Annotated in this window: 13 protein-coding genes and 1 tRNA gene; 10 read left to right on the plus strand and 4 right to left on the minus strand. The window is 36.8% G+C overall.

What is annotated here, in order from left to right; all coding sequences use genetic code 11:
- Window positions 1–37 precede the first annotated feature (37 nt).
- Window positions 38–232, minus strand: coding sequence for a hypothetical protein (locus LUA86_RS02420; RefSeq protein ID WP_231458962.1), 195 nt, complete (start codon window positions 230–232; stop codon window positions 38–40).
- A 122-nt stretch (window positions 233–354) separates the two neighbouring features.
- Between LUA86_RS02420 and LUA86_RS02425 the strand changes: the two genes are divergently transcribed.
- From LUA86_RS02425 to LUA86_RS02440, 4 genes are all read left to right on the plus strand, one after another.
- Window positions 355–651 carry a Dabb family protein gene (locus tag LUA86_RS02425; protein ID WP_231458963.1) on the plus strand — a complete coding sequence of 99 codons (297 nt, stop codon included), beginning with the start codon at window positions 355–357 and terminating at the stop codon, window positions 649–651.
- 517 nt (window positions 652–1,168) lie between these two features.
- Window positions 1,169–1,405, plus strand: coding sequence for a hypothetical protein (locus tag LUA86_RS02430; protein ID WP_231458964.1), 237 nt, complete (start codon window positions 1,169–1,171; stop codon window positions 1,403–1,405).
- Window positions 1,393–2,454 carry a hypothetical protein gene (locus LUA86_RS02435; protein ID WP_231458965.1) on the plus strand — a complete coding sequence of 354 codons (1,062 nt, stop codon included), beginning with the start codon at window positions 1,393–1,395 and terminating at the stop codon, window positions 2,452–2,454. The genes LUA86_RS02430 and LUA86_RS02435 overlap by 13 nt, the downstream gene beginning before the upstream one ends.
- A gap of 205 nt (window positions 2,455–2,659) precedes the next feature.
- Window positions 2,660–3,505, plus strand: a complete 846-nt coding sequence (locus LUA86_RS02440) for a sensor histidine kinase KdpD (RefSeq protein WP_231458966.1) — start codon at window positions 2,660–2,662, stop codon at window positions 3,503–3,505.
- Window positions 3,506–3,557: 52 nt separating this feature from the next.
- On the opposite strand, the gene LUA86_RS02445 is transcribed toward LUA86_RS02440, so the two are convergent.
- Window positions 3,558–3,782, minus strand: a complete 225-nt coding sequence (locus tag LUA86_RS02445; RefSeq protein ID WP_231458967.1) for a CDGSH iron-sulfur domain-containing protein — start codon at window positions 3,780–3,782, stop codon at window positions 3,558–3,560.
- A gap of 76 nt (window positions 3,783–3,858) precedes the next feature.
- Window positions 3,859–6,369: a zinc-dependent metalloprotease gene (locus LUA86_RS02450; protein WP_231458968.1), complete on the minus strand. Its 2,511-nt coding sequence runs from the start codon at window positions 6,367–6,369 to the stop codon at window positions 3,859–3,861.
- A gap of 423 nt (window positions 6,370–6,792) precedes the next feature.
- Here LUA86_RS02450 and LUA86_RS02455 point away from each other — a divergent pair.
- Window positions 6,793–6,865, plus strand: a tRNA-Lys gene (locus tag LUA86_RS02455).
- Window positions 6,866–7,093: 228 nt separating this feature from the next.
- On the opposite strand, the gene LUA86_RS02460 is transcribed toward LUA86_RS02455, so the two are convergent.
- The gene (locus tag LUA86_RS02460; RefSeq protein WP_231458969.1) at window positions 7,094–7,915 is read right to left on the minus strand and encodes an alpha/beta fold hydrolase; all 822 of its coding nucleotides are present in this window, start codon (window positions 7,913–7,915) and stop codon (window positions 7,094–7,096) included.
- A 297-nt stretch (window positions 7,916–8,212) separates the two neighbouring features.
- On the opposite strand from LUA86_RS02460, the gene LUA86_RS02465 reads away from it, so the two are divergent.
- The 5 genes from LUA86_RS02465 (at window position 8,213) to LUA86_RS02485 (ending at window position 15,681) form a co-directional block, all read left to right on the plus strand.
- Window positions 8,213–10,624 (plus strand): hypothetical protein, encoded by a 2,412-nt coding sequence (locus LUA86_RS02465; RefSeq protein WP_231458970.1) that lies wholly within the window; start codon window positions 8,213–8,215, stop codon window positions 10,622–10,624.
- Window positions 10,625–10,768: 144 nt separating this feature from the next.
- The gene (locus tag LUA86_RS02470; RefSeq protein WP_231458971.1) at window positions 10,769–12,016 is read left to right on the plus strand and encodes an efflux RND transporter periplasmic adaptor subunit; all 1,248 of its coding nucleotides are present in this window, start codon (window positions 10,769–10,771) and stop codon (window positions 12,014–12,016) included.
- Between the two features lie 4 nt (window positions 12,017–12,020).
- Window positions 12,021–13,478 carry a TolC family protein gene (locus LUA86_RS02475; RefSeq protein ID WP_231458972.1) on the plus strand — a complete coding sequence of 486 codons (1,458 nt, stop codon included), beginning with the start codon at window positions 12,021–12,023 and terminating at the stop codon, window positions 13,476–13,478.
- 297 nt (window positions 13,479–13,775) lie between these two features.
- Window positions 13,776–14,441 carry an ABC transporter ATP-binding protein gene (locus tag LUA86_RS02480; protein WP_231458973.1) on the plus strand — a complete coding sequence of 222 codons (666 nt, stop codon included), beginning with the start codon at window positions 13,776–13,778 and terminating at the stop codon, window positions 14,439–14,441.
- Window positions 14,442–14,451: 10 nt separating this feature from the next.
- The gene (locus tag LUA86_RS02485) at window positions 14,452–15,681 is read left to right on the plus strand and encodes an ABC transporter permease (RefSeq protein ID WP_231458974.1); all 1,230 of its coding nucleotides are present in this window, start codon (window positions 14,452–14,454) and stop codon (window positions 15,679–15,681) included.
- The last annotated feature ends 21 nt before the right edge of the window (window positions 15,682–15,702 follow it).

The following is a 15,702-nucleotide window of genomic DNA, read 5'->3' on the forward strand; positions in this document are numbered from 1 at the left end:
TATAAAATTATTTATACAGCTAACAACATTTAGACCTTTATTTTTTCCACTTTTTCTTCATTTTCTTATAGGCTTTCTTACCTATTTTCGATTTCTTTTTAGAACGAGAAATCCCTTTCTTTTTTCTGGCATTAATATTATTTACAAGCGAATTTTTAACACCAAGCTTATTTTTTTTCTTCTTACCTTTTTTAGACGATTTTTTCTTTTTCTTGTCTTTTTCCTTTGCCATACGTTTCTAATTTTCATTTTAAAACATATCTCAGTCAAAAATAGTTTCGATACATCAGCCTGTTATTTTATTGGGTTTACAATAGGCTTAATGACTATCTTCGCAAAAAAAAACAATTATAAATGATAGCACATCACGTATTATTTTGGCTTAAAGCCGAAACCAGTTCAGCACAAAAGGAAGCGTTTAAAAATGGTTTAGAATCATTGCAAGGTATTGAAGTTGTTAAAACCATTCATATAGGTACACCTGCACCTATAGAAAGAGCTGTTGTTGATACTAGTTATACTTTTAGCTTAGTCTTATTTTTTGATGATCCTGCCGCACATGATGTATATCAGGTCCATCCGATTCATAAAGCATTTTTGGATGAGTTTAGAGAACTCTTCGAAAAGGTAATTATTTATGATGCCGCTTAATAAATTTAAAACCCTTTTTAAAAGGGTTTTTTCATTTTAATTCTTTTATTTTTCAGATGCATTAATAATTTGCATCAATTTTTCCCCACATCATTAGTTCAAATTTGGCGTACCCCTTGCTTCGTGAATATAGAAATCATAGTTGAATGTTATAAAAACATAAATTGTGATTTTCCTCAATAACTAAATTCTAAATTATTGTATTGAATATTAACATATTACCAACCCGGGTGATGTGTTATTTTTTTTAAGACGATCTTAAATATCGGGAAAAATGGGGTTCTAAAAGTAAGTCATTGGGGAATATGTTCCTCAAGATTTAATCCCCAATAACACCTATTCAAGCACCTACGCATTTATACTCATATTTTCTTATTGGTTCAGTTTTTGGAATATCTACACGGATCTTGTAAGTTTTAACATACAAAAGTGTAAAATTTTGTAAATGTAAAAATTATAGTCCATTGATGATTAACGTCCATTCAAAAAAAACATTACCTATTAGAATATTCATTATATGAAAAAACAATTACTACTTAGTTTCTTAACAATCCTTATCGGTACTACAGCATCTTATGCTCAGCAAAAGCTTAAAGATGGATCGGTTTCGTCTGGAAATTTACCAAGCAAGAACGCAATATTAGAACTCGAAAGTGCTAATAAAGGATTTTTGCACACTCGCATAAGATTAGTAAAAACATCTGATGCAGCGCCTTTAACCGATCACGTTGCTGGTATGAAATGTCCAATTTAAACTTTCCTACATCTTCAAATAACTCATTATCATCAGGCAATACTTTTACAGTAACGAATAAACTCAAAGCTAATGGAACACCATGTAATCCAATCAGAATTTTTGCGAGTAACTCAGGTGTGCCAGCAATCTTAACATCCACCCTGTGCAATTTTGACATTAAATTTGCCCGATTAACGGATATTACCGCGGGTGGTACTTGTACCGTAGCACAGAATAAGGTAGTGGGTGATGATGCAGGCGGAAACAGTAATTGGACCTTCGCTACTATTGCCGCTTTTGAATATTTGGGAGCTGATAAGGTTTTAAAGTGTAATGAATATCCGTATGTATTAAGTTCTGCTAGTTTTAACCAGGACGCCACTTCAATATTATGGAGCAATGGCGCTACCACTCCGGATATTACAGTAACAGGACCTGGAACTTACAGCGTTACCGTAACTTATGGAACGGGCTGTAATTTAACGGATGCCATTACCCTAGGTTTAACACCAGGCCCTGTACTAAATACTGCTAGCTTGAGTTCTTGCGCAAATACTTCAGGGGGGAATTCGGGTAACTTTACTTTTACTGATGCAAATGCAATATTAGTAGCTACACCTGCAAATTACACATTTACCTATTATGCAAGCACAGCGGATGCAGTTGCCGGAATTAATCCAATAGCAAACACTTATTCGGGAATTGGGAAAACGGTGTATGTAAGAGTTGTTGAAACAGCAACAGGCTGTTTTTCGACTAGCGAAGTAGTTTTAACTGTAAAATCTAAAGTGAACCCGGTAGCCGCAACCAATCAACGAATTTGCGTTACCATGTATACCACATTAGCGAGCATAACCATTTCGGGTACTGATATAAAGTGGTATGCTGATGCTGTAAGTTCTGCGGTATTGCCAAATACAACTGTGCTGGTAAATGGTGCAACTTATTATGCAACACAAACCGTGGCCGGAGGCTGTGAAAGCAATAGAGTACCTGTAACCGTAACATTTGAAAGCTGCTCGATGGCAAATCCTGCGCTAAGAAGCAGAAGTAGCAGACAAAATTAGGCTCTATTTTTTTAAAACGTAGGCTTATATTATTTTCTATGTAATAATCTTCAGTAGCTTGTTAATATACTGTTTGTCAAGCTATTGAAGCGTCTGCGTATTTTTGCGTATTATAAATTCAGCTGGTTTTTTACATCAGTATCGTTCTTTGTAAAGTTTTAAAAATAAACACTCAACTTTCCCTGTTGTTACAAATTCCATTCTGATGACTGACTTCTACAACTCTCTATTTTTTACATCTTTGATGGCGATTGCATTCATTGCATTCGCAGCCCATTTACAATATCGTACTAAGCAAAAGCTAAATAATTTTTTTAAGCAAAATAATAACCTTGCTAATAATTATGTTGAACTACAAAGTAATTGCGAACTTTTAGAATTAAGGCAAAAAGCCCATTTAAAATCTACAAAATCAATCGTTCACGATTTACGCGGACCAATTGCAGGAATTATATCTGCCTCGAGGTTAATTCAAATGGATGGAAACTTTTCTGAGGATGAAGAGAAACTTTTGAAACTTATAGAAGAATCAGGTACTAGTGCTGCCGCCTTATTAAACGAATTGTTAACTACAGAAAAGGAAGTAGAACTTGCAAAAGAGCGTAGCGATTTATATGAAATTTTAGATACCTGTACATATCTCTTAAATTTTCAGGCAGCAGAAAAATCTCAAAAAATCATTCTTGAAGGAAATAGAATACAATTATTGGTTAACAAAGAAAAAATTAAAAGGGTTATCATTAATTTAGTTTCAAATGCCATAAAATTCAGTTTTGAAAATACCAACATAAATGTGGGTTTGAACACAACTGAAAACGAAGCCATAATAAGTGTTAAAGATGAGGGCTTGGGTATTTCAAACTTGATTAGCCACAATATTTTTAGTAAAACCACCAAGGCGCAACGCCTGGGCACTGCCAACGAAGAGTCTTTTGGTTTGGGTTTGTCCATCTCCAAAGAAATTGTAGAAGAGCACGGCGGAAGAATATGGTTCGAAAACAACAAATCTTCCGGAAGCACATTTTTTATCGCTTTGCCTTTATCAGCATAAAAAAAAGGCTGTATCTAAATGATTCAGCCTGTTTTGCTATAATTTAATTTTATTATACTTTTTTTGGAGGAAGATCAAAAGCTATAGCTTCATGCTCAAAGTGACCATTGTGAGCACCGTCGCAAAAAGGTTTGTTTTTTGATAATCCACATCTACAGATAGAAAGCACTGTGCGGCCCTGCAAGCCATATTCATTTCCATTTCTATCAACGATTTCAAAATCGCCCTCTATTTTCACAGAGCCATTGTTATTAATTGTAAGTTTTGTTTTAGCCATTTTATGTTTTGTATATAGCAAAGCTAGAACTTTGTTTGGTGCGAAATAAATCTGTTTTTAATTTAGAAACATTCTCTTATTTCCAATTTTCTATAAAGTCCAACCCACCCATTCCAATTGGTGCGCCCGGAGGCATTACCTGTGCTGGTGCAGGTTGGAATTTTGATGGAGACTCTTCAAAATCTTTAATTTGCGATAAGCCATAAAGGAGGTTAGCCTTTTGTTTGGGCAATGCATTTGATAATTGACTGTTCATCCACGATTTTAATTCTGTAACCTCTAGCAGGGCTTCGCCACGCACATTTTCGGCAGCCTTATCATTTGCTGCAAGCTGCAGCAGATACTTTAAAGTTAAGTTATTAACCATAGTTTGTAAAGCACCATTATAACCGGTTAAAGGCTTAGCTTTCCAGGTTTTGGCAATTAACTTTTCAATTATGGCTATCAATCCCGGTTGTTGAGCATCTCTGGCGTTGTATTCAATCAAACGTGAGGCACGTTCGGGGTTTAGTAATGAAGAAATGGTTTCATTTGCTGCGGCTTCCGCAGTAGCAATTGGGTCGAATGTAGGGCCGGTATAGCCACTAAATGTTTCTGCCGAAGCCGGATAACCTGATGGGCGTGGTGGGATTTTCTGAATCAGGCTTTCGGGTAAAGCTAGTGCTTCCGGACTAATGGTTGCCATCAAAGCATCAAATGCACTCCATTGCTGTGCCGGCTCGACCATCTTTGTCGGTTTCTGCCCGTCATTTTTAATCGCGTGGGTAAAATAAAGACCACCAATTGATTTTGCGACTGCCTCAATTTCATAACGATGCAATAGATAAATTGGAACCAGAACTTCTTCCAAGGTGGCCATTGGCGCATCCTTAACAATTGCTTTCTCTGAAAAATTATCCAAAACCTGCCTTCTAATTTTCATTAAGCGGTTAAGTTCAGTAATTGGATTTTCTCCATCTTCCCATTGGTTCGCTGCAGGGTGTGTATAACCGCCAATATCAGGTATATATTGAAAGCCTTGCTTCAAGGTTTCATTCATGATTTTGTCCAGCTCAGCATTTTCATCAGCGCCTTTAGGAAACACGCTATATCCCCACATTATAGCTCTTTTATCCCAGCTGCCTATTCCTTTTGCATAAGCATCAGATAAATCTATACGACCATCTGCTTTTTGTTTGATACGCGGGAAGGGGTAATCCATTACCGATGCCCGGTCTTTCGGACTGGCAGCAAAGTTATGGTTTAAGCCTAAGGTATGCCCGATTTCATGGGCCGATAGCTGTCTGATTCTCGCCAAAGCCATTTCTTCCATTTGCTTGCTAACTGCTTTTCCATCGGTGTAAGGTTGCAATAATCCTTCAGCGATTAAATAATCCTGGCGATGGCGGTCTGAACCTAAAGTAACTACGCCTTTAATAATTTCGCCTGTACGTGGGTCGCTGTAAGATGAACCATAAGAGAAAGCCCTCGGACTACCTGCACGGGTAATCCAGTTTACTACATTATATCGAATATCCATCGGGTCGGCACCTTCGGGTAACTCCTTTACCTGAAAAGCATTTTTAAATCCTGCAGCCTCAAAAGCCTCATTCCAAAAAGCGCCACCTTCTATCAATGCTTTTTTAATAGGCGCAGGTGCACCTCTGTCTATATAATACACTATTGGTTTTACAGCTTCACTTAATTTTGCATTCGGGTCTTTTTTTTCCAGTCGATGTCTTCTTGTAAAGCGTTTAACTAAAGATTCATTCATTGGTGCAGAAAAATCTGTATAACTAAATAACTGATAGCTCGAACGTGGGTCGAATTTTCGCTGATTAAAGCCCGCTTCTGGCAATTCTACAAAAGATTGATGCATGCGTACGGTTACTGCGTTCGCATCCGGGGCAATGTTTCCCCGGCCATTTGGTGCACCGCCAGTTAAAGTAACCATGGCTTCAAATTCTGTGTTTTTTGGAAAGTTTCGGGTGTTGGGTAAATAAATTGCCGAACGGCTTTCATCAATGCGATAAGTGCCACCACCGGTTGCCGCTCCGCGGCCGTCGGCACCACCCGATGAAGCTGGTGCACCAATTATTCCCCCAATATTCTGACTATCCCTTATGATGAATGGCGTTAAATCTATCAAAACTTTATTGCCTTCGCTTGCTACAGGTGCAAAACCCCAAATCACCGATTTTGCAAAAGAACCTTCAATTGTTTTAATTTCATCGGGATTGTTATTACCCGCACGGTAAGCCAGGTTGGGCTCTAATAGGAAAACCTTCGGGCCAACTTTAATAAAACGCACAACGTTGGTTGAGGCTCCGCCACGTTCTGCATTTCTGCCGGCTCCATCTGTTAAAGAATTAAAATAAAGGAAATCTTTATCAAACTGATCAATTTCCAGAAACAATTTTCCGGTTTTTTCATCATAGTAATAATTGAAATAACCTTCCTGTTTTTTGAAATCCTTTGTAAAGGCTGCAATGTTGGTGGCCGGAGCAGCAACTTGTTGCCTGGTATTGCCGGGATTGTTTTGTGCGCTTACTGCCGATGGAATACATGCGGACGCAAATAAGGCTAGAAAGTAAAATTTTCTGGTCATAAACAGTAAAAAAATGATTTGGTTGTTTGGTTGAGGCGTATGCAAGCCATGTTGCAGAGCCAAACAAATATAATTTATTGGGGCCTTAAGCCCTCAATTGCTTAGTAACTTTTTAATTGCGCTATAAAATATTTACCTTTAAAATAAACCTTACATGTTTATGATTCAGTTATTATTCGAATTTCTATACAATTTCTTCAGCATAGCTGGAGGAAAGCACGCAAAGCTTAAATTAAAACCTGCTTATGGGTTAATTTTAGTGATATGGCTCAGTTTCTTATTTACAATAACCTTAGTGTTTGGATAAGATATAAATTTAAGTTTTTGATTAGCAATGGGTTTAACCTACATTTAATATTTATTTAAAATAAATTTTGCACGAATACTTATAATTTCTATATTTGCACCTCCTTAAACAGGAGCGATTCCGTAGCTCAGCTGGTAGAGCATTACACTTTTAATGTAGTGGTCCTGGGTTCGAATCCCAGCGGGATCACAAGCAAATCCTCTAACGAAAGTTAGGGGATTTTTTATTTTAAGCCGCTGGGGTTCGAACAGAAGCGCCGGGCGGGTTCAATTTGAAAAAGGCTCGGGGCTAAGCCAAGGCTTGCGGGGCTGAGCCAATCCCAGCTGGATCACGAAAGCCTTCAACGTTAATTAAAGGCTTTCGTGTTTTAATGTATTTTCGTTTTGTCAAAAAAAATCTATGCAAACAAACAACTTTTTAAGATTGAATAAACTCCAGGATATCTTTATTAATTGTTGCGGCTTCTGTGGTTGGCATACCATGCGGAAAACCAGGATAAGTTATCAGTTTCCCGTTTTTTAATAATTTGGCAGATTTTACGCCGGCATTTTGATAGGGTACAATCTGGTCATCCTCACCGTGAAGTACCAATACCGGGATATCTACCGCTTTTAAATCATCATTGAAATCGGTTTCTGAAAATGCTTTTATGCCATCATAGTGCGCAACAATACCACCCATCATTCCTTGTCTCCACCAGTTACGCTGCACGCCTTCTTTAACATCGGCGCCTGCTCTATTGTAACCATAAAAAGGTATAGTTAAATCTAAAAAAAACTGTTGTCTGTTATTTAAAGTTTGTTCTCTAATACCATCAAATACCGACATGGGCACACCATCAGGATTACTATCGCTTTGAACCATTATTGGAGGAACGGCACTGATTAATATTGCTTTTTTTGCTCTTCCGTTGGCGTACTTGTGTACATAGCGAATCACTTCGCCGCCGCCGGTGGAGTGGCCGATGTGAATAACATCTGTTAAATCGAGATGATCAACCAATTCTGCAGCGTCAGCAGCATAAGTTTCTATATTATGGCCATAAATGTTTTGGCTCGAGCGGCCATGGCCTCTTCTATCATGTGTAATTACCCGATATCCTTTTTGCAGGAAAAAGATAACCTGGGCATCCCAATCATCAGATGATAATGGCCATCCGTGGTGGAACATCAAAACAGGTCCTTCGCCCTGGTCTTTATAGAAAATTTCTGTTCCGTCTTTTAATCTTAGTGTACTCATAGCTTTAAGTTTTTAGGTTTGATTTATTTTTAGGTGATTTTTTTATGCTAAAGCTAAATTAGACTAATAAATATTTCCCAATCTTGACCTATGATAAAATCGCTAAAAAAATAATTCTATTTCCTTCTGAAAAAATTAAAGTTATATCCAAACCCGGCAAAAAATATGATTACGCTTGCTTAAACAAAATTTGCAGCTAGGCGATAAGTTTGTAACAATGAAACTATAGATTTAGTTTCCATGCTTTGATTCGCGATATTACCATAAATTAATTATTAACCGATATCGTCCTTGCAGATGAAAAATATTATCATTGCCTTTGTATTCATTTTTCATGCTTGTTCGGTATGTTCGCAATCTAAATTAAATGAAAATTTAAATCAGCTCCGAAAAATTAAACCATTTTCTTTCCTCTATCTTCATCATGATAAAGATATTTACACCAACAACGAAAAAATTTGGTTCAGTGCTTATCTTCTTAATACGCCCAATCCGATAGCAGAACATAAGCTTTTAAATGTTGCCCTTGTAAACGAGCAGACCAGAAAATCAGCGGTTTCGCAAAAATTTGTGATTACAGACGGTTTAAGTTCTGGTTTTGTGTTATTGCCAGATTCAATTCCACCGGGAAATTATCAGTTAATGGCCTATTCGAATGTTTTAAATGCACAGAATTTACCAATAGCTCAATTCAGGTCGTCAATTAAGGTATTTAATATTAGTCAGCCTACTTTTACAAGCAGAATTACCTGGTTAGATACCCTTATTAAAAATGGTGCAATGCGGTTTCAGGTCAATATTGATGGTCTGGATGCGAATCGCAAGGCAGTAGTTTCATTAAATTATCAGCTGGGAGCAGATTTTTCCAAATCGATTAAAATCGATAGTAAGCAGACCACCATTTCTATTCCGGAGCATCTCTTAAAGCAAAACACAACACTATTGCTAAATGTAAATGTTGATGGCGAAGTGCAGTACCATACAAAGCTTATACCTACACAAGAAAAGCAAAAGTTGAATGTAAAGTTTTATCCGGAAGGGGGAGCGCTTGTGGCCGATCTGCAATCACGTGTAGGCTGGGAAGTTACAACTGCAGATGGGCGTCCGCTATCTTTAAAAGGAATGTTAATGAAAAATAATGAAGCCTTGTATGAAGTTTCAACTAATAATTATGGCTTGGGCTCGTTTGTAATTACCCCTAATGATGGAGCCGAATATAGTGTAAGATTACAGCCAGGAGTTTATGCATCAGAAGGTATAAATATTAAACTTCCTGCGCAATCAACCGATACAGACATTACTTTACATATTCCAAAAGCGGTTTTGAATGATAGTTTGCGATTTATAATTGCTTCTAAACAAGTTAAGCCCATTCAAATGATGCTACATAATGATTCGGGAGATTATGTTTTACTTAAAGGGAATACAAATGCATCTACCAACGTTAATAATATTTCAATCGAAGCACTTCAAAAAGGCCTGAATACGATTACCATTCTGGATGCATCTGGAAAACCTTTGGCCGAACGGCTGTTCTTTGCACACCACAATCAACAGGATTTATCTCAAAATATCAAAATTGAAAAGGAAAATTATAATATAAGAGATTCTGTAAAGTTAAAGCTGAAATTATCTGATATGGAGGGCAAGGCGGCGTCGGGTATTGTATCGGTTTCTGTGGTGCAAAATAATCGTTTAAGTACCAAAACAGCAAACATCGAGCATTATTTTTACTTAAATAATTCGCTTAACGAATTGCCTGCAAATCCATCGGGTAATGGTTTGCAGGATAAAGAATATCTGGAAAATATATTATTAATAAAAGGATGGAGGCGATATACGGCAGTTTTGCAAGCCTTAAACCGTGATTCAGTGTTTATGGTAAAGGAGAACATTATGAGTGGTGCGGTATTTAATGGTCAGAAACCTTTAAAAAAAGCAGTTAATTTAATTTCTTTCGGAAGCATTAAAACCGGCATTATAGAAACCAATACGGATGGTTCATTCAATTTGCGTAATGACGACATCATGGTAGAACGAAATAATAATGTGTTTTTGCGGGTTGGTGTAGATAAAAATAATTACGATTTTAAAATTGCTGATGCCTTATTGCCTATAACTAATGCACTGGTATCAAAGATGAAACCAACCATATTCGAAAGTTTGCTAAATCATCAGGAAAATTCCATATTAAAAAATCTTCAAAACGTAATTGCTTTAAAAGATGTAGAGATAACAGTAAAGAAAGGTGCTATGTATGGAACTAAAGGTGAAGCTGGTGCTAATGAATGTGGTGATTATGTTAGTGTTCATCATTACTTAAATTATCCCGGCACGCCACTTTCCGGAAGGCTAAAGCCAATCAAAAATACGCCTTATTTAACACGAACTGATTTGCAGGGTTCACAGTTTAAAGTAGAAAGAGTTTGGTATACAGGCTGCTTAACCGAAAATGAAAAAATGGGAATTGCTATTGCAGGTATTAATACTGGTAAAGAATATTATATGGCTGTAGAAGATGATGGCGGTTTGCAATACCACTCAACCTTGTACTGGCAATCCGGTATGGTAACAAATGCGTCAGGTGAAATTCCAATTAGTTTCAAGGCCGGCGATATTGCTGATGATTTTTCAATCATCGTTCAAGGCATTAGCAATAAAGGATTAGTGAATATGAAAGAAACGTTTAAAATTAGCGATAAGCCATAAGGTGACAAGTTCATATAAATGCCCGATATAAAACACAACGTTCGATATCGGGCATTTTTTGTTTGAGCTTAAATTATAATTAGCTGATTGTTAATATTTTAACTTTGGCATTTTGCTTGTAAAAGCTTGTTCAAAAATATTTAAATGGACAAGCTCATTGAAGAAGAAGTTTTAGCGAAAAAAAGGAAGAAAACTTACTTCATCATATTTATAGTTTTAGTTGTGCTTATTGCGGCTGTTTGGTTGCTAAGATTTTATTTTAAGCCTTCTTTAACCGATGCCGATATCACCACCTCAAAGGTAGAAGTTGGCATAATAGAAAATACAATTAATGCCACCGGCGAAGTGCTTCCCGAATTTGAAGAAGTTTTAACCAGTCCGATAAATGCTTCTATCCAAAAAGTATTAATGGATGCCGGTAATCAGGTAAAAAAAGGTCAATCAATTTTAACACTCGATAAATCTGTTTCTGAAGATGAGTATGGCAAGCTTCAGTTTCAAATGGAATCTAAAGAGAATGAAATCCGTAAGCTTAAGCTCGATTTAGAAAAAAGTTTCTTCGATATCAAATCGAGTAACAGTATAAAACAATTGCGCATCAGCAATCTAAAAGATGCGGTTTCTTCCGCAAAGCGATTACTAAAAGCCGGTGGTGGTACACAAGAAGATGTGGAACGGGCAGAACTTGATTTACGCGTTGCCAATCTGGAAAAACTTCAGCTCGAGAACGAAATCAAAAGCAAGCAGCAAACCATGAAAATAGAAATCAGGGAAGCTGAAATTGCGCTGGCCATACAGCGAAATGATTTAAATGGTTTAAAACGCAAATTGGATTTAGCCAACTTAATTGCAACCAGACCTGGCGTAATTACCTGGGTAAATAAAAATATTGGCAGTAGCGTGCAGGCGGGTGAGGCTTTAGTGCGGATTGCAGATTTAAGCGGTTTTAAAATTGCCGGAAGTTTGTCTGATAATCTGTTGGATAAAATCCATCAAAATATGGCGGCCATTATTCGCGTGGGCGATGAGCAATTACGTGGAACCATAACCAATATTTCTCCATCTGTAAGTAATGCCATCGTTTCTTTCGATATTCAGTTAAATCAAAAAGATAATAAGGTTTTACGCCCAAACCAGAAGGTTGATGTTTTTCTGGTTACGGCAACCCGAAACGGTGTTTTAAGGGTAGCCAACGGACCAGCATTTAATGGTTCAAATCTTCAGGAAATATTTGTCTTAAATAAGGGTGTTGCAGAGCGAAGAACTGTTAAAACCGGCTTGAGTAATTTCGACTTTGTTGAAATAAAAAGTGGCTTAAAAGCAGGCGATGAAATTATCACATCGGATATGAGTGATTTTAAAAATGTAAAAAACGTAACGCTAAGTAATTAAAACGATGAAAAGAATTTTACTTAGCGCTTTACTTTTGGCCATCAGGTTTGCAAGTTTTGCTTTAGCCGAAACGGATACCTTGAAACTGACTTTGCCACAAGTTGTGCAAATGGCGAAATCAAACTCTATCGCCGCCAAACAAGCCATCACCGTAAAAGAAACAAAATACTGGGAATGGCGTACTTTTAAATCCAATTATCAGCCACAGCTTTCTTTAGAAGGTATTTTACCGGGTTATACAAAAACTTATAGCCAGGTGCAACAGCCAAACGGAACCATTCTTTTTCAGCCTGTGCATTACGATAATTCATCGCTTACGCTAAATTTTAGTCAGAGTATTGCCGCAACAGGCGGAACAATTTTTGGCACTACACAGCTACAACGGTTTACTGATTTTGATAGAAATAATGTGCTTTACAATGGTATCCCTTATGGTATTGGATACCAGCAGCCGCTTTTGCAGTTTAACAGTTTAAAATGGGATCAAAAGATTGAACCCTTAAAATACAATGAAAGCAAGCAGACTTTTATAGAAACGCAGGAAAAAATCTCCATCACGGTAACGGAGTATTTTTTCGATTTATTACTGGCGCAGGTAAACCTGAATATTGCAGAATTGAATTTTACAAATACGAAAAGGATTTTGGGCATTGCCGATACAAAATTTGAATTGGGTAAAATCTCTAAAAATGAAATTTTGCAATTACAGCTGGAAGTTTTAAATGCCCAAAAAGCAGTTGGAACGGCAAAAAGAGATGTGGAAATAGCCACTTTAAATCTCCGCAGTTATACCGGTATAGAAGGAGATGATCGCATAAAACTTGAAATGCCTGCTGCGGTTGCACAAATGTCTGTTTTGGCCGATAGAGTTTTGGCGCAAGCCTTTGAAAATCGTTCAGATGCAATTGGTTTTATCCGCCGGTTAGCGGAGGCAAAGAGAGATGTTGCAAAAGCCAAAGGCGAAAATGGTTTGAAAGCTACTTTGCGGGCAAATCTTGGTTTCTCAAATGCGGGTATCAATGCTCTTGATGTTTACCGCAACCCAAGAAGTCAGCAATCTGTAGAATTACAATTATCTATCCCGGTAATGGATTGGGGAAGGTCAAAATCACGTACTAAAACGGCATTGGCAAATGAGCAATTTACCACTTATGCGGTAGAGCAGGATAAGCAGGTTTTTGAACAGCAGATTATTACCCAGGTAACACTTTTTAATATGATGAAAGAACAAATCAAATTAACCGATGCGGCAGAAAATATTGCTTCAGAAAAATATAAAATAGCCAGCGAAAGGTATGTTTTAGGCAACCTGAGTATTACAGATTTAAGCATTGCTTTTCAGGAAAATGATAGAGCCAAACGAGATTATGTTTCTTCGCTTCGCGATTTCTGGGGCGCTTATTATCAGCTTCGCTACTTATCGTTATACGATTTTGAAAAAAATGTAAAAATTACCTATTGAAAACATAAAAACCTGATTAAGAGAACGGAGCCTGTGGCTGCTCCACTAAAGGCTAAAATTAGTTTAATATGTTAAGATTCTTTTCAGCTGCTCTGGTTTTCTTATTTGGGTAAAATGGAATTAAAGAATATACAATAAACAATAAACAATGAGCAATTTACAATAAATAAAAACCAAAGACCAAGAACCAAATCGCAATGATCAATAACCATTTCCATCATCCATTTTCCATCAACCATCATATATTTTACATCCTTACTAATCCATTTTCCATAACCTTACATTAATTTACACATTATGATACGCTTACAAAATATTGAAAAGGTTTACCGAACCGACACTGTAGAAACACTGGCCATAAATAACATTAGTTTAGATATTGCCAAAGGAGAATTTTTATCCATCATGGGTCCTTCCGGTTGCGGTAAAAGCACGTTGCTAAACATTATGGGCTTGCTAGATGATCCATCCAAAGGCAATATCGTTATCGATAATCAAGACATTAACCGTTTTACAGATAAAAAACTGGCCAATTTCAGAAATGAAAAACTGGGTTTCATTTTTCAGAGTTACCATTTAATTAACGATCTGCAAGTTTTGGATAATGTAGAATTGCCATTGCTTTATCGCAGTTTATCTGCTAAAGAAAGAAAAGAACTTGCCACAGCAGCATTAGAAAAAGTTGGTTTATCTAATCGGTTAAAACATTTTCCTAGTCAGCTGTCTGGCGGGCAAAGACAACGCGTAGCCATTGCAAGGGCAATTGTTGGTCGGCCGCAAATTATACTTGCCGATGAGCCTACCGGTAACCTGGATAGCGCAATGGGTAACGAGATTATGGATATACTCATTAACCTGAATAAAAACGAAGGTACTACCATTGTAATGGTTACCCATGATGAAAGTATGGCGCAAAAAACGCATAGGTTAGTACGCCTTTTTGATGGTTCTCAAGTTCAATAAAGAAACAGCTATGTTAAAGAATTACTTCAAAATTGCTATCGCTGTATTAAAAAGGAGAAAGTTTTTCACCTTCATCAGCTTATTTGGCATCAGCTTTACGCTTACCATATTAATGGTTGCAACTGCTTTGGCAGATAAAATGTTTAGTCCGGATTACCCGGATGATAAACAGGAACGTTCGCTATACGTAGAAAGAATAGAAATCAAGAATACGAAACAAGGCTGGGTAAATATGAGTAACCTATCTTTTCATTTTTTTGAACAATATGCTTCGAAATTAAAAACAGTTTACAAAATAGCCATTTCCTCGGGCGAGAAATCTTCAAATGCTTATGTTAACAATAAAAAACTGGTTATTGGTTACAAATACACCAACGCCGATTACTGGAATGTTTTGAACTACAAGTTTATTGAAGGTAAGCCCTATACCGATGTAGAAATTAAAAATTTAGAGCGTGTTGCGGTAATTTCTAAAGAGACAAAGGAGGCTTATTTTGGTGATGTAAAATCAGTTATTGGTCAATACATTTCTGCTGATAATATTAACTATAGGGTTATTGGTGTAGTAGAAAATGTTCCGGGCTCGGTGCGCAATTTTACTGGAGATATGTACTTGCCATTTACACTTTCGAGAGATAAAAAAGATACCGGTTTAATGGGGTCATGTAATGGCGTATTGCTTGGTCGAACTGAAAGCGACTTACCCAAAATGAAGAAAGAATTTGCTCAAATGGTTAATAAATTGCCTATTCCGCCAGAGTTTGATAAAATTTATTGCAATGCAGATAAGCATTTAATTAGCATAACACGTAGAATGGCCGGAAATTCTACCGATGATGGTGTTACTAAAGTAATTACCATTGGCGGTGTTTTTGTTTTACTTTTCTTGCTGCTTCCAACCATCAATCTGGTTAACATTAACATCACCAGAATTATGGAACGTTCATCAGAAATTGGCGTCCGCAAAGCCTTTGGCGCATCTTCCAAAACCTTAGTTTACCAGTTTATTGTCGAGAATTTAATTTTAACTTTTATAGGTGGGTTGATAGGAATTTTGCTTTCTGTGCTGGTTATTTACCTGATAAATGATTCAGATTACATATCAAACTTCAACCTCAGCATGAATTTAAAAGTCTTTTTTATAAGTCTTTTAACATGCTTTTTATTCGGGTTAATTTCCGGAGTTTATCCGGCCTGGAGAATGTCTAAATTAAATATTGTTAAAGCTTTAAAGGCTTAAATCGCCATAAATAAAATATAT

This window comes from Pedobacter sp. Leaf132 (genome assembly GCF_920984695.1).
Taxonomy (GTDB): Bacteria; Bacteroidota; Bacteroidia; order Sphingobacteriales; family Sphingobacteriaceae; genus Pedobacter.